This window comes from Vibrio sp. B1REV9 (assembly GCF_905175395.2).
Classification (GTDB): domain Bacteria; phylum Pseudomonadota; class Gammaproteobacteria; order Enterobacterales; family Vibrionaceae; genus Vibrio; species Vibrio alfacsensis.
The window spans coordinates 484,385-504,379 of record NZ_HG992745.1; the positions used below are offsets into that span (position 1 = coordinate 484,385).

Here is a 19,995-nt window from a genome sequence, read left to right on the forward strand (position 1 = left end):
CCAACAACTATAAATTGGAGATAGTAATGGAAACTTTACTGAGCTTTTCTGCAATCGCCGTAGGTATTATCGTCGGTCTTGCTTCTCTTGGTACAGCGATTGGTTTCGCACTGCTAGGTGGTAAATTCCTAGAAGGTGCAGCACGTCAACCAGAAATGGCTCCTATGCTACAAGTTAAGATGTTCATCATCGCTGGTCTACTTGATGCGGTTCCAATGATCGGTATCGTAATCGCGCTACTATTCACATTCGCAAACCCATTTGTGGGTCAACTAGCAGGCTAATTAACAACTCTGTTAATTGTATTTTTGTAGTTGATTCTTAAAAGGGAGTAGCTGTTGTGAATATAAACGCAACTCTGCTAGGTCAAGCAATCTCGTTCGCACTATTTGTGTGGTTCTGCATGAAGTATGTATGGCCGCCAATTATGCAAGCGATCGAAGAGCGTCAGAAGAAAATTGCTGATGGTCTTCATGCAGCTGAACGCGCTGCAAAAGACTTGGATCTAGCACAAGCCAACGCTTCTGATCAGTTGAAAGAAGCGAAGCGCACAGCAACAGAGATCATCGATCAAGCGAATAAACGTAAAGCTCAAATTATTGATGAAGCACGTGAGGAAGCTCAGGCAGAACGCCAGAAAATCCTAGCGCAAGCGGAAGCAGAACTTGAAGCAGAACGTAATCGTGCACGTGATGACCTGCGCAAACAAGTTGCTACTCTGGCTGTAGCTGGTGCTGAGAAAATCCTTGAGCGTGCGATCGATAAAGACGCTCAAAAAGATATTCTCGACAACATTACTGCAAAACTTTAAGTTTGGGGGCGCATATGTCTGATTTGACTACAATCGCACGCCCCTATGCTAAAGCAGCTTTCGACTTTGCTGTAGATAAAGACCAATTGGACCAATGGGGCCAAATGTTGTCTTTCGCTTCAGAAGTTGCCAAAAACGAACAAATGAAAGAGCTTTTAACGGGTTCTGTTTCTGCTGAAAAAATGGCAGAAATCTTTGTTGCGGTTTGCGGTGAACAAGTTGATGCACATGGCCAAAACCTGATTAAGGTGATGGCTGAGAATGGCCGTTTAAAGGCTCTTCCTGATGTTTGTGAACAATTTTTTGTTCTGAAACAAGAGCATGAGAAAGAAATCGATGTTGAAGTTATTTCAGCGTCAGAGCTTTCTGATGAACAACAAGCAAACATCAGCACCAAACTTGAAGCGCGTCTTGAACGCAAAGTGAAGCTGAATTGCAGTGTAGATGAGACCCTACTTGGTGGGGTTATTATTCGAGCCGGAGACCTAGTCATCGATAACTCAGCGCGTGGTCGTTTGAACCGCCTGAGCGATGCATTGCAGTCTTAATGGGGATTGGAGCATGCAACTTAATTCCACGGAAATTAGCGATCTGATCAAACAACGTATCGAATCTTTCGAAGTTGTTAGTGAAGCTCGTAATGAGGGTACTATCGTATCGGTAAGCGATGGTATCATCCGCATTCACGGCCTAGCGGACGTGATGCAAGGTGAAATGATTGAATTACCGGGTGGCCGTTATGCACTAGCACTTAACCTTGAGCGTGACTCGGTTGGTGCGGTAGTAATGGGCCCATATGCTGACCTTAAGGAAGGCATGAAAGTTACAGGTACTGGCCGCATTCTTGAAGTGCCAGTTGGTCCAGAACTACTAGGCCGCGTAGTAAATACGCTAGGTGAGCCTATCGATGGTAAAGGTCCAATCGAAGCGAAACTGACTTCACCTGTAGAAGTGATTGCACCAGGTGTAATCGACCGTAAATCGGTAGATCAACCTGTACAAACTGGTTATAAGTCTGTTGACTCAATGATCCCAATCGGTCGTGGTCAGCGTGAACTTATCATCGGTGACCGCCAGATTGGTAAAACAGCAATGGCGATCGATGCGATCATCAACCAGAAAAACTCAGGTATTTTCTCAATCTACGTAGCAATTGGTCAAAAAGCTTCGACCATCGCTAACGTAGTTCGCAAACTAGAAGAGCATGGCGCACTAGCGAACACGATCGTTGTTGTGGCATCAGCTTCTGAGTCTGCTGCACTGCAATACCTAGCGCCATACGCTGGTTGTGCAATGGGTGAATACTTCCGCGATCGCGGTGAAGATGCACTGATTGTTTACGATGACCTATCTAAACAAGCGGTAGCTTACCGTCAGATCTCTCTACTACTAAAACGTCCACCAGGCCGTGAGGCATTCCCAGGTGACGTATTCTACCTACACTCGCGTCTACTAGAGCGTGCAGCTCGTGTAAACGAAGAGTACGTAGAGCGTTTCACTAACGGTGAAGTGAAAGGCAAGACAGGTTCTCTAACTGCGCTTCCTATCATCGAAACTCAAGCCGGTGACGTTTCAGCATTCGTACCGACTAACGTAATCTCGATTACCGATGGTCAGATCTTCCTACAAACTGAGTTATTCAACGCAGGTGTACGTCCAGCCGTTGACCCAGGTATCTCAGTATCTCGTGTAGGTGGTTCAGCTCAGACGAAAATCATCAAGAAGCTATCTGGCGGTATTCGTACAGCTCTAGCTCAGTACCGTGAACTAGCGGCATTCGCACAGTTCGCATCTGACCTTGATGAAGCAACGAAGAAACAGCTAAACCATGGTCAAAAAGTGACAGAGCTAATGAAGCAGAAGCAGTACGCTCCTATGTCTGTATTTGACCAAGCACTAGTGATCTTCGCGGCAGAGCGCGGCTACTTAGCAGATGTTGAACTAAGCAAACTGCTAGATTTTGAAGCGGCTCTACTATCGTTCGCTCGCGCTCAATACGCTGAACTAGCGTCTGAGATCGACAAGACGGGTGCATACAACGATGAAATCGAAGCTCAGTTTAAAACGCTGACAGACGATTTTGTAGCAACCCAAACTTGGTAATTAGGTCGGTGGCAGTTTCTGCCACCAACTAACGGAGAGTAACGATGGCCGGCGCAAAAGAGATACGTAATAAAATCGGTAGTGTTAAAAGCACGCAGAAAATTACGAAAGCGATGGAAATGGTAGCAGCTTCCAAAATGCGTCGTTCTCAAGACGCAATGCAAGCTTCTCGTCCATACGCTGAAACAATGCGTAAAGTGATCGGTCATTTGGCGAACGCAAATCTAGAGTACCGTCATCCGTACCTAGAAGAGCGTGAAGCTAAACGTGTTGGTTACATCATCGTTTCAACAGACCGTGGTCTGTGTGGCGGTTTGAACATTAACGTGTTCAAGAAAGCCGTTTCAGACATGCAAGCATGGAAAGAGAAAGGCGCTGAAGTTGAGCTAGCTGTGATTGGCTCAAAAGCAACGGGTTTCTTTAGACATGGTGGCGCAAGAGTTGCGGCACAGGTGTCAGGTTTGGGTGATAACCCAACGCTTGAAGACCTTATCGGTTCTGTTGGCGTAATGCTTAAGAAATACGATGAAGGTGAACTGGACCGTTTATACGTAGTGTTCAACAAGTTTGTGAATACTATGGTTCAGCAACCAACGATCGATCAATTGCTTCCTTTGCCTAAATCGGACAGCGAAGAGATGCAGCGTGAGCATTCATGGGACTACATCTACGAACCTGAGCCAAAACCTCTATTAGATACGCTACTTGTGCGTTATGTAGAGTCTCAGGTATACCAAGGTGTGGTAGAGAATCTTGCTTGTGAGCAAGCGGCTCGAATGATTGCGATGAAAGCTGCAACGGACAACGCAACCAACTTGATTGAAGATTTAGAACTTGTGTACAACAAAGCTCGTCAGGCTGCGATCACACAAGAACTGTCTGAAATCGTTGGTGGTGCATCTGCGGTTTAAGCTTAGGTAAAACGAATTAGTTTAGAGGATTAACGATGGCTACAGGTAAGATCGTACAGATCATCGGTGCGGTAGTCGACGTAGAGTTCCCACAGAGCGATGTACCAAGTGTATACGACGCTCTAAACGTAACGGACTCAAAAGAGCGTCTAGTTCTTGAAGTTCAACAACAGCTAGGCGGTGGCGTAGTTCGTTGTATCGTAATGGGTAGCTCTGATGGTTTACGTCGTGGAGTTGAAGTGGTTAACACTGGCGCTCCAATTTCAGTACCAGTAGGTACTAAAACACTAGGTCGTATCATGAACGTCCTAGGTGACGCGATTGATGAGTGTGGTGAGATCGGTGCGGAAGAGACTTACTCTATCCACCGTCCAGCACCAAGCTACGAAGAGCAATCAAACGAAACAGCACTTCTAGAAACAGGTGTTAAGGTAATCGACTTGGTTTGTCCATTCGCTAAGGGTGGTAAAATCGGTCTATTCGGTGGTGCAGGTGTAGGTAAGACCGTTAACATGATGGAACTTATCAACAACATCGCACTGCAACACTCTGGTCTATCCGTATTTGCGGGTGTTGGTGAGCGTACTCGTGAAGGTAACGACTTCTACTTTGAGATGCAGGAAGCGGGCGTTGTAAACGTTGAGAAGCCTGAAGAGTCAAAAGTAGCGATGGTTTACGGTCAGATGAACGAGCCACCAGGCAACCGTCTACGTGTTGCACTGACGGGTCTAACAATGGCAGAGAAGTTCCGTGACGAAGGTCGTGACGTACTGCTATTCGTAGATAACATCTACCGTTACACACTAGCGGGTACAGAAGTATCAGCTCTTCTAGGTCGTATGCCATCTGCGGTAGGTTACCAGCCAACACTAGCAGAAGAGATGGGTGTACTTCAGGAGCGTATCACGTCAACTAAGCATGGTTCTATCACGTCTGTACAGGCGGTATACGTACCAGCGGATGACTTGACTGACCCGTCTCCAGCAACCACGTTTGCGCACTTAGATGCAACAGTTGTACTTAACCGTAACATCGCTGCAATGGGTCTATACCCTGCAATCGACCCACTAGATTCTACATCTCGTATGCTAGATCCATTGGTTGTTGGTCAAGAGCACTATGATGTTGCGCGTGGCGTTCAACAAACGCTTCAGCGCTACAAAGAGCTAAAAGACATCATTGCGATTCTAGGTATGGACGAGCTATCTGAAGACGATAAGCAAGTTGTATCTCGTGCACGTAAGATTGAGCGTTTCCTAACTCAGCCTTACCACGTAGCGGAAGTATTTACAGGTGACCCAGGCGTTTACGTACCTCTTAAAGAGACTCTACGTGGCTTTAAAGGTCTACTAGCTGGTGAATACGATGACATTCCAGAGCAAGCGTTCATGTACTGCGGTACGATCGACGATGCTATCGAGAATGCTAAGAAGCTATAAGGCTAACTAGGAGGCGATATGGCACCAATAACCTTTCACCTAGACGTGGTAAGCGCAGAGAAGCAAATTTTCTCAGGTCGTGTTGAAACGTTTCAGGTGACCGGTAGTGAGGGTGAGCTTGGTATTTTCCATGGTCACACTCCGCTGCTGTCCGCTATTAAGCCTGGTATGGTGCGTATTGTGAAACAGCACGGCCACGAAGAGTTCATTTATGTCTCTGGTGGTATGGTCGAAGTTCAGCCGGGTACTGCTACAGTACTGGCTGATACAGCGATTCGTGGTGAAGATCTAGACGCAGCTAAGGCTGAAGAAGCTAAACGTCGCGCTGAGGAGCAAATCCAGAATCAGCACGGTGATATGGACTTCGCACAAGTGGCCAGCGAACTGGCTAAAGCCATTGCTCAGCTACGAGTTATCGAGCTGACGAAACAACGCCGTTAATAGCAGTGTTGTTTTAATAGTGATAAAGGCGGTCATTTGACCGCCTTTTTGCTTTTTTTTCGACGTAAATTTTTTTTCAGCAATTAACTAATTGTCGATTAGTGTCTAAAATGGCAACCAATTTTGGTACAACGTCTATAGGTAAGTTATGAAATTTAGCGCGGTTATCCTCGCTGCGGGCAAAGGGACTCGCATGTACTCTAATAAGCCAAAGGTGCTCCATACCTTGGCTGGCAAGCCGATGGCGAAACACGTTATCGACACTTGCAGTGGTTTAGGTGCTCAGAATATTCATTTGGTCTATGGGCATGGTGGCGACCAAATGAAGACGACGCTAGCGGAAGAGCCAGTGAATTGGATATTGCAAGCGGAGCAGCTAGGTACTGGTCATGCAGTTGATCAAGCATCACCTCATTTTGAAGATGATGAGAAAATCCTCGTTCTTTATGGTGATGTTCCGCTGATTTCAGAAGAAACCATTGAAAGCTTGCTTGATGCTCAGCCTACAGGCGGTATTGCATTGCTTACGGTTGTGCTTGATAACCCAACCGGCTATGGCCGTATTGTTCGTAAAAATGGTCCGGTGGTTGCGATCGTAGAACAAAAAGACGCGACCGAAGAACAAAAAATGATTAAAGAGATCAACACTGGCGTTATGGTTGCGACCGGTGGTGATCTGAAGCGTTGGTTGTCTGGCTTAAACAACCAAAACGCTCAAGGCGAATACTATTTAACCGACGTGATTGCGGCTGCGCACGACGAAGGTCGTGCCGTTGAAGCGGTACATCCTGTTAATGCAATTGAAGTTGAGGGTGTAAACGACCGTGCTCAACTGGCTCGTTTGGAGCGAGCATTCCAGTCAATGCAAGCCCAGAAACTTTTAGAGCAGGGCGTGATGCTCCGTGATCCTGCACGTTTTGATCTACGTGGTGAACTGCAATGTGGCATGGACTGTGAGATCGATGTGAATGTTATCATCGAGGGAACGGTATCACTCGGTGATAACGTCGTGATCGGTACTGGATGTGTTCTCAAAGATTGTGAAATCGACGATAACACCATCGTTCGCCCATACAGCGTAATTGAAGGCGCAACAGTTGGTGAAGAATGTACAGTTGGTCCATTCACACGCCTACGTCCTGGCGCAGAGATGCGTAATGACTCTCACGTGGGTAATTTCGTAGAAGTGAAAAACGCACGTATTGGTGAAGGCTCTAAAGCAAACCACCTGACTTACCTAGGTGATGCTGAGATTGGTCAACGTACTAACATTGGTGCTGGTACCATCACTTGTAACTACGACGGTGCGAACAAGTTCAAGACCGTTATTGGTAACGACGTTTTTGTTGGTTCAGATAGCCAGCTTGTTGCGCCAGTGACGATTGCTGATGGAGCAACGATTGGTGCAGGTACCACGTTGACTAAAGATGTGGCTGAAAATGAACTCGTGATTACTCGTGTGAAAGAGCGAAAAATTGCGGGTTGGCAACGCCCAGTAAAACAAAAGTAAGCCTGAGTTGCTTTCTTTGAGCAATAAAAAACAAAGCCGCTCATCATGAGCGGCTTTGTTGTATCTAATGCGGGTTGTTATTGATCAGAGCTCTTCTTCTCTAACCACTCGTGCGTTGTCTGGAGTAGTGAAATGCTTAGACAGATCGCGGTTAGACAGGATGTAACCCATCCACATCCCTCCCATACAGATTACAATAGCAACACCTGTCACCATTTGAGCTTGGCTTGCCATTGAAGCAACCAATGCGCTAGATAGGCTGCTCACGGTAATTTGCAGGCTATTTTGCAGACCAGCGGCTGTTGCTGGGCTTTGCTGTGCGCTTGCTAACGCGCGGTTTACTACAATTGGGTACATCGCACCATTTGCTACAGCGATTAAGCAAAATGGCGCTAGGATTGGCCAGATGGAAGTTAATTCCCATTGTGATGCGATGAAAATCAGTAACGCAGCGACGCTGAATAGACCAATTAACTGACGCAGTACTTTCTCATCCCCAAACTTGCGTACACCAACTTTACCGAAGTAGCCACCAGCCATGAAAGCGATAGTTTGTGGAATAAAGCTCAACCCAATGTCTTTCGCTTCGTAACCGAGTTGTGACATGATTTCTGGCATGCCTGTTAGGTAAGCAAAGAATGCTGCAGAAGCTGTCGCAAACATGAATACGTTACCTAAGTATGTTTTAGAGCTGAGCAGCGCCTTGATATCAGCAGACACACTGGTTTGTTTTACTTCTACGGCTTCATCTTTTTGTAGCATGGTTGCTGTCACTAGCAAAACACCCATGAAAGTCAGTGCGACGAAGATACTGTGCCAGCCAAAATTATCTGCCAGCAAGACACCGAGTTGAGGGGCCAACGCTGGTGATAAAGCCACTAATGGCATAATGGTCGCAAAAATTTGCTGACTATTACTCGAGTGACGCTTTATCACCATCGCTTGCCAGATCACTGCTGGAGCACATACGCCGATCGCTTGAATAAAGCGCAATGCCAATAGTTGCCATACTTGATCGCTAAATGCTAAACCAAATGATGCAATGGTAAAGACTACTAAGCCTGCTGCTAGTGTATTACGGTGTCCAAACTTGTCTGAAGCTAAACCCCACATCAACTGACCAAAAGCCATACCAATAAGAAATACGGTCAATGATAGTGCGATTTGTTCTGGTCCTGTCGCAAAGTCGACTTCCATCGCTTTGAATGCAGGTAAGTACATGTCGGTCGCAATAAAGCCGAGCATGGATAGGGCAGCAAGGTAGATAAGCTGGAGTTTTGATATTTTCATGATTCAACCAATCAAATTATTTAATCATTTTTTGTTCAGTATGAGTTGTCACTCACACCGATATATTTACCTCGCCATTCTATTTTTCGATTTCAAGAAAATAAAACGCTAAAATTGTTAGTTATCAATCAAAATTTTTGAAGGCTTGATGTTCATGTTCTCTAAATCTTCATTGGAAATGCTCGATACCGTTGCTCGTTTAGGCAGTTTTACTGCCGCAGCTGAGGTGTTGCATAAGGTGCCATCAGCAATCAGTTATGGTGTGCGGCAAGTGGAGCAAGAGCTGGATGTCGTGCTATTTCGGCGCTTACCAAGGAAAGTAGAATTGACCCCAGCTGGAGAGTTATTCATTGAAGAGGCTCGGTTATTGCTAAGGCAAATGGCTGAAGTTAAAGCACAAACTCGCCGTGCAGCTCAAGGTTGGCAGTCAACGCTTAAGCTCACTCTCGACAATGTGGTTAAGCTCGATAGGCTAAAGCCTTTAGTTGAAGACTTCTATCGAGAGTTCGAGTTCGCAGAGCTGCAAATCAATATGGAAGTGTTCAATGGATCTTGGGAAGCGATAGCTCAGGGACGTGCCGATATTGTCGTCGGAGCCACCTCAGCGATTCCGGTTGGTGGAGATTTTGAAGTTAAAGACATGGGCGTGCTAGATTGGGCATTCGTTATGGCACCCGCGCATCCCTGTGTGCGTCAACAAGTGCTAACGGAAGAGTTTGTAAGTCAATTTCCGGCGATATGCCTAGATGACACCTCGAATGTGCTGCCAAAACGCCATACTGGGCATTGCCCTAAACAACGTCGTTTGTTACTACCAAATTGGTATAGTGCGATTGAATGCTTAAAGAATGGTGTCGGGGTCGGGTACATGCCACGTCATATCGCCATGCCATTGATCAATGATGGAGTGCTGGTGGAAAAAGTATTGCCGGACGATAAGCCGATTAGTCAGTGTTGCTTAGTCTGGCGAAAAGACGATAACCATAAGCTAATACAGTGGATGGTGGACTATCTAGGTGCTCCAAACCAGTTGCATCAAGATTGGTTACAGTATTAATAAAACAGCCATCTTCGGTTGAAGATGGCTGCTTCAATATCGTTAAGACACATGGGAGTTAAGACAAAAAGAACTTGTACGATGGGTTATCTGTTTCGTCTTTACATTGGTAGCCAAGTTCTCGTAAATGCGTAGAAAACTGCGCTAAGTCGCTCTCATCTAGCTCAAAACCACACAAAACACGACCGTAGTCTGCGCCATGGTTGCGATAATTGAATAAACTGATATTCCAATGGGTGCCAAGTGTGCTTAGGAATTTGAGTAGCGCACCAGGGTATTCAGGAAATTCAAAGCTGTAGAGGCGCTCTTTGAGTGGTTTAGATGGTTTTCCTCCGATCATATAACGTATGTGCAGCTTCGCCATTTCGTCATCTGAAAGATCAACGACAGGGTAGCCACCATCTCGTAAGTCATGAATAATGTTTTCGAGCTCTTCCTGTCCACCTTGCAAACGCACACCGACAAAAATATTCGCGAGTGCGTCGTCGTTATAACGATAGTTAAACTCCGTCACAGCACGACCGCCAATCAAGTTACAGAACTCAAAGAATGCACCTTGACGCTCTGGGATGGTGACAGCAAGCAGTCCCTCGCGTTTCTCACCCAGTTCACAGCGCTCGGAAACATAACGCAAACCATGGAAGTTAGTGTTTGCGCCAGACAGTACGGTACCTAGACTCTTACCTTTCAACTTGTGCTGTTCAGCAAACTTCTTCAAACCCGCCAGAGCAAGTGCGCCAGACGGCTCAGCAATGGCGCGAGTGTCTTCAAAGATGTCTTTTACCGCGGCGCAGATTTCGTCACTGGAGACCGCGATGTGGCCATCAATGTACTTCTGACACAAGCGGAATGTCTCTTCACCAATGCGCTTTACTGCGACGCCATCGGCAAACATGCTGACTTGATCAAGTACCACTGGCTCACCCGCATCCAAAGCAGCTTTAAGGCATGAAGAATCTTCTGGCTCGACGGCAATCACTTTGATTTCTGGCATTAATTGTTTCACCAGTACTGCCACGCCAGCGGCTAAACCACCACCACCGACAGGAACGAAGATGTAATCAAGGTGACCATTTTGCTGCAGCATTTCCATGCCGATGGTGCCTTGACCCGCAATCACCAATGGGTGGTCGAATGGCGGAACAAAGGTGTAACCATGCTGCTCTGAAAGACGTTCGGCTTCGGCTTTTGCTTCATCAAAGTTGCTGCCGTGGAGCACCACATTGCCACCAAAACTGCGTACTGCATCGACTTTAATGTCTGGTGTGGTCTTAGGCATAACGATGGTGGTTGTGATACCAAGCTTAGTGCCTGAAAGTGCCATGCCTTGTGCGTGGTTGCCCGCGGATGCAGCAATGACGCCCGCGGCTTTTTGTGCCTCAGATAAACTTGCCACCATGTTGTATGCGCCACGCAGCTTGAATGAGTGCACAGGTTGGCGATCTTCACGTTTGATTTGCACATGATTACCGATACGCTCAGTAAGGCGAGGCATATCTTGTAGTGGTGTCACCGTTGCGACTTCGTACACAGGCGCTCGGAGGATTTGGCGCAGATAGTCTGCGCCAGTTTGAGGCTCTTGCCCTGAAAATAGAGAATCGGTCATAAGCTAACCCTCTAGCTTCGACTTGTCTCGTACCGCACCTTTGTCAGCACTGGTCGCCATACTTGCGTACGCTTTGAGTGCAAATGAAACTTCACGTTGACGGTCAACAGGCTTCCAGCCTAACTCGTCTTGTTTTGCACGGCGCTCAGCAAGTTCTTGTTCAGACACTTGAAGTGAGATTGAACGGTTTGGAATATCAATCGCGATCATATCACCTTGTTTAACCAAACCAATGGCACCGCCGTTTGCGGCTTCTGGAGAAGCGTGGCCGATAGACAGACCAGATGTACCGCCAGAGAAACGGCCGTCAGTTAGAAGAGCACACTCTTTACCAAGACCCATTGATTTTAGGTAAGTGGTTGGGTAAAGCATTTCTTGCATGCCCGGACCACCTTTAGGGCCTTCATAGCGGATAACAACCACATCGCCGGCTTTGACTTTGCCACCCAAGATGCCTTCTACGGCGTCTTCTTGGCTTTCAAATACTACGGCAGGGCCTGTGAACTTATGGATGCTCTCATCAACGCCTGCTGTCTTAACGATACAGCCATCCAGTGCGATGTTGCCTGATAGAACGGCTAGGCCACCTTCTTGGCTAAAGGCGTTTTCTTTGGTACGAATACAACCTTCTGCACGGTCGTCATCAAGGCGATCCCAGCGACAGTCTTGTGAGAACGCTTGAGTGGTACGAATGCCAGCAGGGCCAGCTCGGAAGAACTTAAGTACGTCTTCGTCTTCGGTTTGAATGATGTCGTATTTCGCCAACTGCTCTTTCATCGAAAGGCCAAGTACGGTACGAGCTTGGTTGTGTAGTAGACCCGCACGGTCTAACTCACCAAGAATCGCCATTACGCCACCAGCGCGGTGCACGTCTTCCATGTGATACTTCTGAGTAGATGGTGCCACTTTACATAGGTGTGGTACTTGGCGAGATAGGCGATCGATATCTTCCATATCGAAATCCACTTCGCCTTCTTGCGCCGCTGCCAGTAGGTGCAGAATGGTGTTGGTCGAGCCGCCCATTGCGATGTCCAGTGCCATGGCGTTTTCGAAGGCATCAAACGTAGCGATGTTGCGTGGCAGTGCAGATTCGTCATCTTGTTCGTAGTAACGACGAGTCAGTTCAACGATACGACGACCTGCATTAAGGAACAGTTGTTCACGGTCTGCGTGCGTTGCCAGCATAGAGCCGTTGCCAGGTTGAGAAAGACCGAGCGCTTCTGTTAGACAGTTCATTGAGTTTGCTGTGAACATGCCTGAACACGATCCACACGTCGGACATGCGCTGCGTTCGATCTGCTCGCTTTGCTCATCTGACACTTTTGGATCCGCGCCTTGGATCATTGCATCAACAAGGTCTAGCTTGATGATCTGATCAGAAAGCTTGGTTTTACCCGCTTCCATCGGGCCACCAGAGACAAAGATAACAGGGATGTTAAGACGCATAGATGCCATCAACATTCCCGGAGTGATTTTGTCACAGTTAGAGATACACACCATCGCATCAGCACAGTGTGCGTTGACCATGTACTCCACAGAGTCAGCGATCAGTTCACGAGATGGCAGTGAGTACAGCATACCGCCGTGACCCATTGCGATACCATCATCAACCGCGATGGTATTGAATTCTTTAGCGATGCCGCCGGCTTTTTCGATTTCACGTGCTACAAGCTGACCCATGTCTTTTAGGTGTACGTGACCCGGAACAAATTGAGTAAACGAGTTTACGACAGCGATGATTGGCTTACCGAAGTCTTCATCTTTTACGCCTGTTGCACGCCACAGTGCGCGAGCACCCGCCATGTTACGACCATGTGTGGTGGTAGCTGATCTATATTTTGGCATTTCCTAATCCTTCTTACTTCTGTTCTGGATACACATAGTCTAACCAGCCCCACTTATCTTCCGTGGTGCCGTTAAAAAGGCCAAAGTAGGCCGCTTGCAGTTCTTTAGTGATTGGGCCGCGTTTTCCGGTGCCCACTTCAATTTTGTCGATGGTTGCCACTGGCACAACTTCCGCTGCGGTTCCCGTCATAAAGACTTCATCGGCAAGGTAAAGCGCCTCACGAGCGATGTTCGCTTCACGCACTTCATAGCCTTTATCGCGTGCAATAGTCATGATCGAATCACGAGTGATGCCCGGAAGAATCGCACTAGTTGCTGGTGGTGTAGTGATCACGCCGTCTTTGATAACAAAGATGTTTTCACCGGCGCCTTCCGATAGGTAACCATCTACGCTCAGAGCGATACCTTCGTCATAGCCGTGACGACGAGCTTCACCACCGACTAGTAGCGAAGATAGGTAGTTACCACCCGCTTTAGCTGCAGTTGGGATGGTGTTTGGTGCTGCACGATTCCAGCTCGAGATCATGGCATCAACGCCAGCTTCTAGCGCTTCTTCACCTAGGTAAGAGCCCCAAGGGAATGCGGCAATGATAAGGTCCATCTCAGTACCAACAGGTGGGCACACGCCCAAGCCAACATTACCGACAAAACCCAATGGACGAATGTAAGCGCTGTCGAGTTTGTTCTGGCGCAGTGTTTCGCGTGTTGCTTCCATGATTTCTTCCACTGTGTATGGAATCGGGAAGCGGTAAATCTTGGCAGAGTCTTTTAAACGTTGTGCATGCTCACGGTGACGGAAGACAATTGGTCCTTTTGGCGTGTTGTAGCAGCGTACGCCTTCAAATACAGAGGTGCCGTAGTGCATTGCGTGAGTCAGAACGTGAACGTTCGCCTCTGCCCACGGAACCATCTCGCCATTAAACCAAATGAAATCTGCAGTTTTCGTTGCCATTTATTGCCTTCCTTATGCACTCACGTGTTGTTGTAAGTTGTGATTTGGGAGTTCATCATTGCGGATCTTCAGTACCTCAACGGTGCGAATGTCCCACAACTTCTCAATTTGATTGACCAAAAACGAGATAGGTCGATCGCTGTCGACGATGATCTCTACGCTAGCTACTTTGCTTTCGTGGTTTTGGGTAGCCGCGACTTGTTTGATCACAAAGCCTCGGTGACGAATCACACGAAGAACGCGCTCCAACAATACCGGTTTATCGTCGGCTTTGATGTCGAGTAAATATCTGTCCATGCGATTGTCTCCTAAGTGTTTTCCAACATATCACTGTTTGATGCACCAGGTGGTACAAGTGGCCACACGTTCTCTTCTTCGTCGATTAAAACGTGAAGCATGTAAGAAGTCTTACTTTCTAGCATCTCTTTGAGAGCCGGTTCGACTTCTTCTTTCTTGGTGATGGTTTTGCCCGGGATATCGAACGCTTTGGCAAGCATCACGAAGTCTGGGTTGTCATCAAGAATGGTTTCGCTGTGGCGGCCGTCAAAGAACAATGACTGCCATTGGCGAACCATGCCAAGACGTTGGTTATTAAGAAGGACAATCTTCACTGGAATCTGACGACGCTTCAGCGTGCCCAATTCCTGCACGTTCATCATAAATGAACCGTCACCTGTAATAAGGATAGACTGATCATCAGGACGTGCGACTGCAGCGCCCATCGCCGCTGGCAAGCCAAAGCCCATAGTGCCAAGGCCAGCAGAAGTGATGAAGTTTTGTGGATCGCGCGGTTGGATGTGTTGTGCTGCCCACATTTGATGCTGACCTACGTCGGTCGACACAATAGAGCTATCCGGCATCATGTCTGACAACTGTTTAAGTAGCAGCGGAGCGTAGATCAACTCGCCCGGATGGTCGTAACGCCATTTGAATCCGCTACGCAGGCTTTCACTGTGATGTACCCAAGGAGTGATATCTTGAGTTAGCTCTAATTGAGGAAGAATCTTGCTGATCTCACCACGAAGAGGTGCATTGGCGTGGCGAAGCTTATGGATTTCAGCCGCATCGATGTCGATATGAATGACTTTCGCGTTTGGCGCAAACGTGTCGAGCTTACCGGTCACGCGGTCATCAAAACGTGCCCCAACCACGATTAAAAGGTCACACTCTTGAACTACTAGGTTGGCAGCCTTGGTGCCGTGCATACCCAACATGCCAAGATAGTGTGGGTCGTGTCGTTCAATGGTACCCAAACCTTTTAGTGTGCTTACCGCAGGCATTGGGTTTAAGCGTAGAAACTCGCGTACTGAGTCTGTCGCTTTGGCAATTTGTACACCACCACCGACGTATAAAACCGGACGAGTTGAAGCGGATAGTACTTCTTGAGCTCGCTGAATATCGGCGTCACTCGCTAATGGAGCGGCTGGTGGAACAAAAGGAGGCAGTAATTCGGTTGGTGCTTGAGCAAGCTGAACGTCTTTGGCGATATCGACAATCACTGGACCAGGACGACCCGTTTTGGCTACTTCGAACGCTTCGGCTAGCGTTGGGGCAAGGTCTTCAATCTCGGTCACTAGATAACTGTGTTTGGTGCAGGCTAGAGACATTCCGATCACATCCATTTCTTGGAACGCGTCGGTACCGATATGAGAGCTAGCAACCTGACCTGTGATGGCGACGAGAGGAACGGAATCGAGGAAGGCGTCGGCAAGGCCAGTAACAAGGTTGGTGGCCCCTGGTCCGGAAGTGGCCATACAAACGGCAACGTCTTGTGTCGAACGAGCCATTCCGATGGCGGCCATTGCGGCTCCTTGCTCATGACGGCATAAGATGTGTTCTACACCACCGTCATACAATGCATCGTATATTGGCATGATGGCTCCACCAGGATAGCCAAATATGGTCTTGATGCCTTGCTGTCTTAAAGCGGCTACGACAAGTTGTGCTCCTGTCATCGTAAACCTCCTTTGCTACGTTGTGGCTCGTAGCTATCGCCATGTGTTTCGCACTTCATGTGCACTCCCATTCTTCCCGTTAAGCTGTCCGATGGTTAGACAGATGACAACCTATGGTTGTAAAAAACCGAGTTGTAAAAAAACCCCCGGACTTTTCAGTGCGGGGGTTTTTTTTATTGTGTGGTTATCTTTCGCCCACAATACCCCGCGCGGTGCCAATAATGACCACGATAATCAGGGCTAGCAGTGAGTTGGTGTGAGCGAATGAGTTCATCTGTCTGTCGTTCTTTCTTTCGTTAAATTTTATTGTGTAATGTTCTACGAAATTGTTTGCGTCACTAGTGGTAACACACAAATCTGCTGCATGACAAGCAAAAAGTCATTCTTTTTTCACATTTCGTCACCATCTGGACACGGTATATAACATATCTATATAGAAAACATCTGGTTGTATAACGTACAGGGAAATGAGGGAATTATGGGGCTGGCGATCATTCATAGTCGGGCAAGTGTGGGAGTGCAAGCGCCTTCAGTAAGCGTGGAGGTTCACATTAGTAATGGAATGCCCGGATTTACGCTAGTCGGGTTACCTGAGACAACCGTTAAGGAATCTAAAGATAGGGTCCGTAGCGCTATTATTAACTCGAACTTTCAGTTTCCTGCTAAGAGAATTACGGTCAATCTAGCGCCTGCTGACTTGCCTAAAGAGGGAGGGAGGTTTGACTTACCTATCGCCTTGGGTATTTTGGCTGCTTCAGAGCAAATTTCGACAAATACCCTCAAAAACTACGAATTTGTTGGTGAACTTGCGCTTTCTGGTGGCTTGAGACCAGTAAAAGGCGTTCTTCCGGCGGCTCTTGCCGCAAATAAAAGTCAGCGTCATTTAGTGGTACCTCATGACAACGGCGATCAAGCGGCTTTAGTTGGGAAAGAACAACACAAATCGGCCCAGTCGTTACTTGAAGTTTGCGCAGAACTTTGCGGTCAACACCGTCTTGAATTACACCAAACGTCTAAGCGTCATGTCGTGGAATGTCATGGCCGAGATTTGCAAGATATTATTGGTCAACAACAGGGAAAGCGGGCATTAGAAATTGCGGCAGCAGGAAACCATAACCTGCTTTTTCTTGGCCCACCTGGTACAGGTAAAACCATGCTGGCTTCGCGACTGTGTGATTTATTGCCCGAAATGACTGACGAAGAAGCGATGGAGACCGCGTCCGTAGCTTCACTGACTCAAAGTGAAATCAACGAGCACAATTGGAAAACACGGCCGCTGCGTAGTCCTCATCATTCAAGTTCAATGGCTGCGTTGGTTGGTGGAGGATCTGTCCCTCGACCTGGAGAGATTTCTTTGGCACACAACGGATTACTGTTCTTAGATGAAATGCCCGAATTTGATCGCAAGGTGCTCGATTCTTTGCGAGAACCGTTAGAGTCAGGCGAAATCATTATTTCTCGAGCGCAAGGTAAGACACGTTTTCCTGCTCGTTTTCAATTGATTGGGGCACTCAATCCAAGCCCTACAGGGTATTATGAGGGTAATCAAGCACGGACCAATCCTCAGGCAATTTTGCGTTATCTTAGTCGTTTATCTGGCCCGCTGCTTGACCGTTTTGATATGTCTTTAGAGATACCGGCTCTTCCGAAAGGGACGCTTGCAGAGGGTGGGGATAGAGGTGAACCAACGGCAGTTGTAAAAGAGCGAGTGAATCAAGCTAGGGAGTGTATGCTTAATCGCAGTGGTAAGGTGAATGCGTTGCTAGGAAGCCGCGAGATAGAAGCCTTTTGCCCTTTGCAAAAAAACGATGCAGAGTTTTTAGAGAATGCACTTCATCGACTTGGACTCTCGATTCGTGCTTATCACCGCATTATTAAAGTGGCTCGAACGATCGCGGATCTTGAAGGTTCAGAACAAATTGAGCGATCTCATTTAGCTGAAGCGTTAGGTTACCGTGCGATGGACCGATTGCTTAAACAACTGACGGCACAAGCTGTGTAACAAGAGAAATCGCAGTGAGCGAAAGCTCTCACTGCGATAAAAGTACTTAGAATGTATAGTTTAAACCAACAGACAATAGGTATTCTTTTTCATCGTAGAAAGTGATATTGGAATCGTTGTTTCCGTAACCTGCCAGAGATATGAGTGACCAATCTTGCCAATCGAACACATTCTTGTATTCGTAGGCGGTGAACAAGCTGAGTTTTCCGTCATCACGAGTTTTATCAAATGTAACGCTGGCTGCTTCGTAATTTTTTAGTGTGTAGCCTGCCGTCACCGCAATACGATGGCGATTAACAAACTGGAACCAACTTAATTCTAATCGGTAAGAGTCGAAAGATTCAGCTTTACCATCCGCATCTTGATAGACATAAGTCAACGCTGGTTGCAGCATAGATGTGCGACTGAGTGGAATTCGGTAATCACCTTTAATGTGGTAAATCTTGGCGTCACGCAGTAGAGATGAATCGGTCACGGTATCTTTCTCTACGTCTTTATCAGCGTAAGCTAAATCAAGATTAAAGTTGTCACTCAATAAACGGTTGATTTGGAAACGAAATGCATTACCACCTTCATCAGTGGTCTTTCTTGTCTGATTCGTGAGGTAAGGGTTTTGCCAAGTTTCCCCTTCTAAGATGGTGGGTAAGTAAGAAAAGTCGAGAACGGTTCCTGAGTTGAGCTGATATTTGTAGCCAAGTTGGAATGCTAATGTACCAATGGCGATGTCTGAACGGGTGGTACCGACATAGACTTGTTGGTTCAGTTTGGAGCCCCAAGTATACGCGGCGTTGCCAAGAGGAGCCGCGATAAAAGAACGGTCACTTTCGGCATTATCGTTGAGTGAGTTAATGGTGCTGTTGTTGTCAGTATTAAAATGAGAGTTTGATGAGATAAAACCTGCGTTTAAGGAAATTTCACCACTAAACCCCGCGGTTTCTGCAAGTTGAGCCTGCACCGAGCTGACGATGAAAGCCAATGGGATTATGGCTAACCTTGATTTCATTCGCTTTCTCCTTGTATGTCGAATGAAGAGCTTTTTGAGCATGAGTTCACTTTTTTATCATGAAAACAAATCTGACCATTCTTACACATATTCCAATGTGTCAGCGGATTCGTATAATTACACGCTGTTTTATTGTCCATGCGCGCGAATTACTGATTGGGTACCATGTTGGCATATTTGTTACTTATTTTTAACGTTTCTTTTGTGATTATTAATTCTGCAGTATGTTCTATCACAATTTGTATCCTTGCCATTTTTAAGCTTTTGCTACCTACGCCGAAGCTTAAAGCCAAAGGGACAGAGTTAGCCAACAAAGTTATGTGGGTATGGGCAACCATTAATGCCGGCATTCTTTCGCTCTCGAATCGGATTGAATGGGATGTTCAAGGCGGAGAGCATTTAAAAAAAGATGGTTGGTATTTGTTGATCAGTAATCATCTTAGTTGGACCGATATTGTTGTACTGTGTTGCGTGTTTAAAGATCGCATTCCGATGCCAAAGTTTTTCCTCAAGCAGCAATTGTTGTATGTGCCGTTTATTGGTTTAGCTTGCTGGGCGCTCGATATGCCATTTATGCGTCGTTATTCTCGTGAGTATTTGCTTCGTAATCCTGGCAAGCGTGGGCAGGATTTGCAAACAACACGTCGCTCATGTGCCAAGTTTAAGCATACTCCAACCACGGTTGTAAATTACGTCGAGGGCACGCGTTTCACGCTAGAAAAACAGAATCGAAGCCGTGCTAGCTATCAACATTTATTGGCGCCAAAATCGGGTGGGATCGCTTATACATTGGCCGCGATGGGGGATCAGTTTGAGAGCATCATTGATGTGACATTGGCCTATCCAGAGAATAGGGGGCAACCATTTAAGGATGTATTGATGGGCCGCATGACGAAAATCGTTGTGCGCGTTAATGTGTTACCTGTCGATGAACGCGTATTGGGCGATTACTTTAATGACAAGCCATATAAGCGTCAGTTTCAGAAGTGGTTGGGGGACGTGTGGCAAGAAAAAGATCAATTACTTCAAGAGATTCACAAATAAAAATGGGGAGCATAGTGCTCCCCATT

The 19,995-nt window shown here is 47.0% G+C and carries 18 protein-coding genes; 11 read left to right on the forward strand and 7 right to left on the reverse strand.

The window, feature by feature from the left end; genetic code table 11:
* Positions 1-26: 26 nt before the first annotated feature.
* From atpE to glmU, 8 genes are all read left to right on the forward strand, one after another.
* Positions 27-284, forward strand: coding sequence for a F0F1 ATP synthase subunit C (gene atpE, locus KHN78_RS07695; RefSeq protein ID WP_005372317.1), 258 nt, complete (start codon positions 27-29; stop codon positions 282-284).
* Between the two features lie 56 nt (positions 285-340).
* Positions 341-811 carry a F0F1 ATP synthase subunit B gene (gene atpF / locus KHN78_RS07700; RefSeq protein ID WP_128812198.1) on the forward strand — a complete coding sequence of 157 codons (471 nt, stop codon included), beginning with the start codon at positions 341-343 and terminating at the stop codon, positions 809-811.
* Between the two features lie 14 nt (positions 812-825).
* Complete coding sequence (atpH, locus tag KHN78_RS07705; protein ID WP_211915680.1) at positions 826-1,359, forward strand: F0F1 ATP synthase subunit delta; 534 nt, start codon at positions 826-828, stop codon at positions 1,357-1,359.
* A 13-nt stretch (positions 1,360-1,372) separates the two neighbouring features.
* The gene (atpA, locus tag KHN78_RS07710; protein WP_128812194.1) at positions 1,373-2,914 is read left to right on the forward strand and encodes a F0F1 ATP synthase subunit alpha; all 1,542 of its coding nucleotides are present in this window, start codon (positions 1,373-1,375) and stop codon (positions 2,912-2,914) included.
* 44 nt (positions 2,915-2,958) lie between these two features.
* A complete protein-coding gene (gene atpG, locus KHN78_RS07715; RefSeq protein ID WP_211915681.1) occupies positions 2,959-3,825 on the forward strand; it encodes a F0F1 ATP synthase subunit gamma in 867 nt (288 codons plus the stop codon).
* Between the two features lie 35 nt (positions 3,826-3,860).
* Positions 3,861-5,264, forward strand: coding sequence for a F0F1 ATP synthase subunit beta (gene atpD / locus KHN78_RS07720; protein ID WP_211915682.1), 1,404 nt, complete (start codon positions 3,861-3,863; stop codon positions 5,262-5,264).
* An 18-nt stretch (positions 5,265-5,282) separates the two neighbouring features.
* Complete coding sequence (locus KHN78_RS07725; RefSeq protein ID WP_099080480.1) at positions 5,283-5,705, forward strand: F0F1 ATP synthase subunit epsilon; 423 nt, start codon at positions 5,283-5,285, stop codon at positions 5,703-5,705.
* A gap of 148 nt (positions 5,706-5,853) precedes the next feature.
* The gene (gene glmU, locus KHN78_RS07730) at positions 5,854-7,215 is read left to right on the forward strand and encodes a bifunctional UDP-N-acetylglucosamine diphosphorylase/glucosamine-1-phosphate N-acetyltransferase GlmU (protein ID WP_211915683.1); all 1,362 of its coding nucleotides are present in this window, start codon (positions 5,854-5,856) and stop codon (positions 7,213-7,215) included.
* Positions 7,216-7,299: 84 nt separating this feature from the next.
* Here glmU and punC read toward each other — a convergent pair whose 3' ends face one another.
* The gene (gene punC, locus KHN78_RS07735) at positions 7,300-8,505 is read right to left on the reverse strand and encodes a purine nucleoside transporter PunC (protein ID WP_211915684.1); all 1,206 of its coding nucleotides are present in this window, start codon (positions 8,503-8,505) and stop codon (positions 7,300-7,302) included.
* 154 nt (positions 8,506-8,659) lie between these two features.
* Between punC and punR the strand changes: the two genes are divergently transcribed.
* Entirely contained in the window at positions 8,660-9,562 is a 903-nt protein-coding gene (punR, locus tag KHN78_RS07740; RefSeq protein WP_211915685.1) for a DNA-binding transcriptional activator PunR, read from the forward strand.
* A 58-nt stretch (positions 9,563-9,620) separates the two neighbouring features.
* Here punR and ilvA read toward each other — a convergent pair whose 3' ends face one another.
* Genes ilvA through ilvG form a run of 5 tightly spaced genes read right to left on the reverse strand, consistent with a single transcriptional unit; the run spans position 9,621 to position 15,920 of the window.
* Positions 9,621-11,168, reverse strand: coding sequence for a threonine ammonia-lyase, biosynthetic (gene ilvA, locus KHN78_RS07745; RefSeq protein WP_211915686.1), 1,548 nt, complete (start codon positions 11,166-11,168; stop codon positions 9,621-9,623).
* Positions 11,169-11,171: 3 nt separating this feature from the next.
* Positions 11,172-13,013 (reverse strand): dihydroxy-acid dehydratase, encoded by a 1,842-nt coding sequence (gene ilvD / locus KHN78_RS07750; protein ID WP_045371932.1) that lies wholly within the window; start codon positions 13,011-13,013, stop codon positions 11,172-11,174.
* Between the two features lie 13 nt (positions 13,014-13,026).
* Positions 13,027-13,965, reverse strand: a complete 939-nt coding sequence (gene ilvE, locus KHN78_RS07755) for a branched-chain-amino-acid transaminase (protein WP_009708024.1) — start codon at positions 13,963-13,965, stop codon at positions 13,027-13,029.
* 12 nt (positions 13,966-13,977) lie between these two features.
* Complete coding sequence (gene ilvM / locus KHN78_RS07760) at positions 13,978-14,262, reverse strand: acetolactate synthase 2 small subunit (protein WP_005440786.1); 285 nt, start codon at positions 14,260-14,262, stop codon at positions 13,978-13,980.
* Positions 14,263-14,273: 11 nt separating this feature from the next.
* On the reverse strand, positions 14,274-15,920 hold the full coding sequence (ilvG, locus tag KHN78_RS07765) for an acetolactate synthase 2 catalytic subunit (RefSeq protein ID WP_211915687.1): 1,647 nt from the start codon (positions 15,918-15,920) through the stop codon (positions 14,274-14,276).
* A 478-nt stretch (positions 15,921-16,398) separates the two neighbouring features.
* Here ilvG and KHN78_RS07770 point away from each other — a divergent pair, with 478 nt between their 5' ends.
* A complete protein-coding gene (locus KHN78_RS07770; RefSeq protein WP_211915688.1) occupies positions 16,399-17,922 on the forward strand; it encodes a YifB family Mg chelatase-like AAA ATPase in 1,524 nt (507 codons plus the stop codon).
* 46 nt (positions 17,923-17,968) lie between these two features.
* Here the strand turns inward: KHN78_RS07770 and KHN78_RS07775 are convergent, their stop codons facing one another.
* Entirely contained in the window at positions 17,969-18,925 is a 957-nt protein-coding gene (locus KHN78_RS07775; RefSeq protein ID WP_211915689.1) for a DUF2860 domain-containing protein, read from the reverse strand.
* Positions 18,926-19,090: 165 nt separating this feature from the next.
* Between KHN78_RS07775 and KHN78_RS07780 the strand changes: the two genes are divergently transcribed.
* Complete coding sequence (locus KHN78_RS07780) at positions 19,091-19,969, forward strand: acyltransferase (protein WP_211915690.1); 879 nt, start codon at positions 19,091-19,093, stop codon at positions 19,967-19,969.
* The last annotated feature ends 26 nt before the right edge of the window (positions 19,970-19,995 follow it).

Coding starts and splice junctions, on each gene's coding strand:
- atpD (WP_211915682.1), top strand. CDS start 3,861: ATGGCTACAGGTAAGATCGTACAGATCATCGGTGCGGTAGTCGACGTA.
- punR (WP_211915685.1), top strand. CDS start 8,660: ATGTTCTCTAAATCTTCATTGGAAATGCTCGATACCGTTGCTCGTTTA.
- KHN78_RS07770 (WP_211915688.1), top strand. CDS start 16,399: ATGGGGCTGGCGATCATTCATAGTCGGGCAAGTGTGGGAGTGCAAGCG.
- KHN78_RS07725 (WP_099080480.1), top strand. CDS start 5,283: ATGGCACCAATAACCTTTCACCTAGACGTGGTAAGCGCAGAGAAGCAA.
- KHN78_RS07780 (WP_211915690.1), top strand. CDS start 19,091: ATGTTGGCATATTTGTTACTTATTTTTAACGTTTCTTTTGTGATTATT.
- ilvE (WP_009708024.1), bottom strand. CDS start 13,965: ATGGCAACGAAAACTGCAGATTTCATTTGGTTTAATGGCGAGATGGTT.
- atpA (WP_128812194.1), top strand. CDS start 1,373: ATGCAACTTAATTCCACGGAAATTAGCGATCTGATCAAACAACGTATC.
- glmU (WP_211915683.1), top strand. CDS start 5,854: ATGAAATTTAGCGCGGTTATCCTCGCTGCGGGCAAAGGGACTCGCATG.
- ilvA (WP_211915686.1), bottom strand. CDS start 11,168: ATGACCGATTCTCTATTTTCAGGGCAAGAGCCTCAAACTGGCGCAGAC.
- ilvD (WP_045371932.1), bottom strand. CDS start 13,013: ATGCCAAAATATAGATCAGCTACCACCACACATGGTCGTAACATGGCG.
- atpH (WP_211915680.1), top strand. CDS start 826: ATGTCTGATTTGACTACAATCGCACGCCCCTATGCTAAAGCAGCTTTC.
- ilvM (WP_005440786.1), bottom strand. CDS start 14,262: ATGGACAGATATTTACTCGACATCAAAGCCGACGATAAACCGGTATTG.
- punC (WP_211915684.1), bottom strand. CDS start 8,505: ATGAAAATATCAAAACTCCAGCTTATCTACCTTGCTGCCCTATCCATG.
- ilvG (WP_211915687.1), bottom strand. CDS start 15,920: ATGACAGGAGCACAACTTGTCGTAGCCGCTTTAAGACAGCAAGGCATC.
- KHN78_RS07775 (WP_211915689.1), bottom strand. CDS start 18,925: ATGAAATCAAGGTTAGCCATAATCCCATTGGCTTTCATCGTCAGCTCG.
- atpE (WP_005372317.1), top strand. CDS start 27: ATGGAAACTTTACTGAGCTTTTCTGCAATCGCCGTAGGTATTATCGTC.
- atpG (WP_211915681.1), top strand. CDS start 2,959: ATGGCCGGCGCAAAAGAGATACGTAATAAAATCGGTAGTGTTAAAAGC.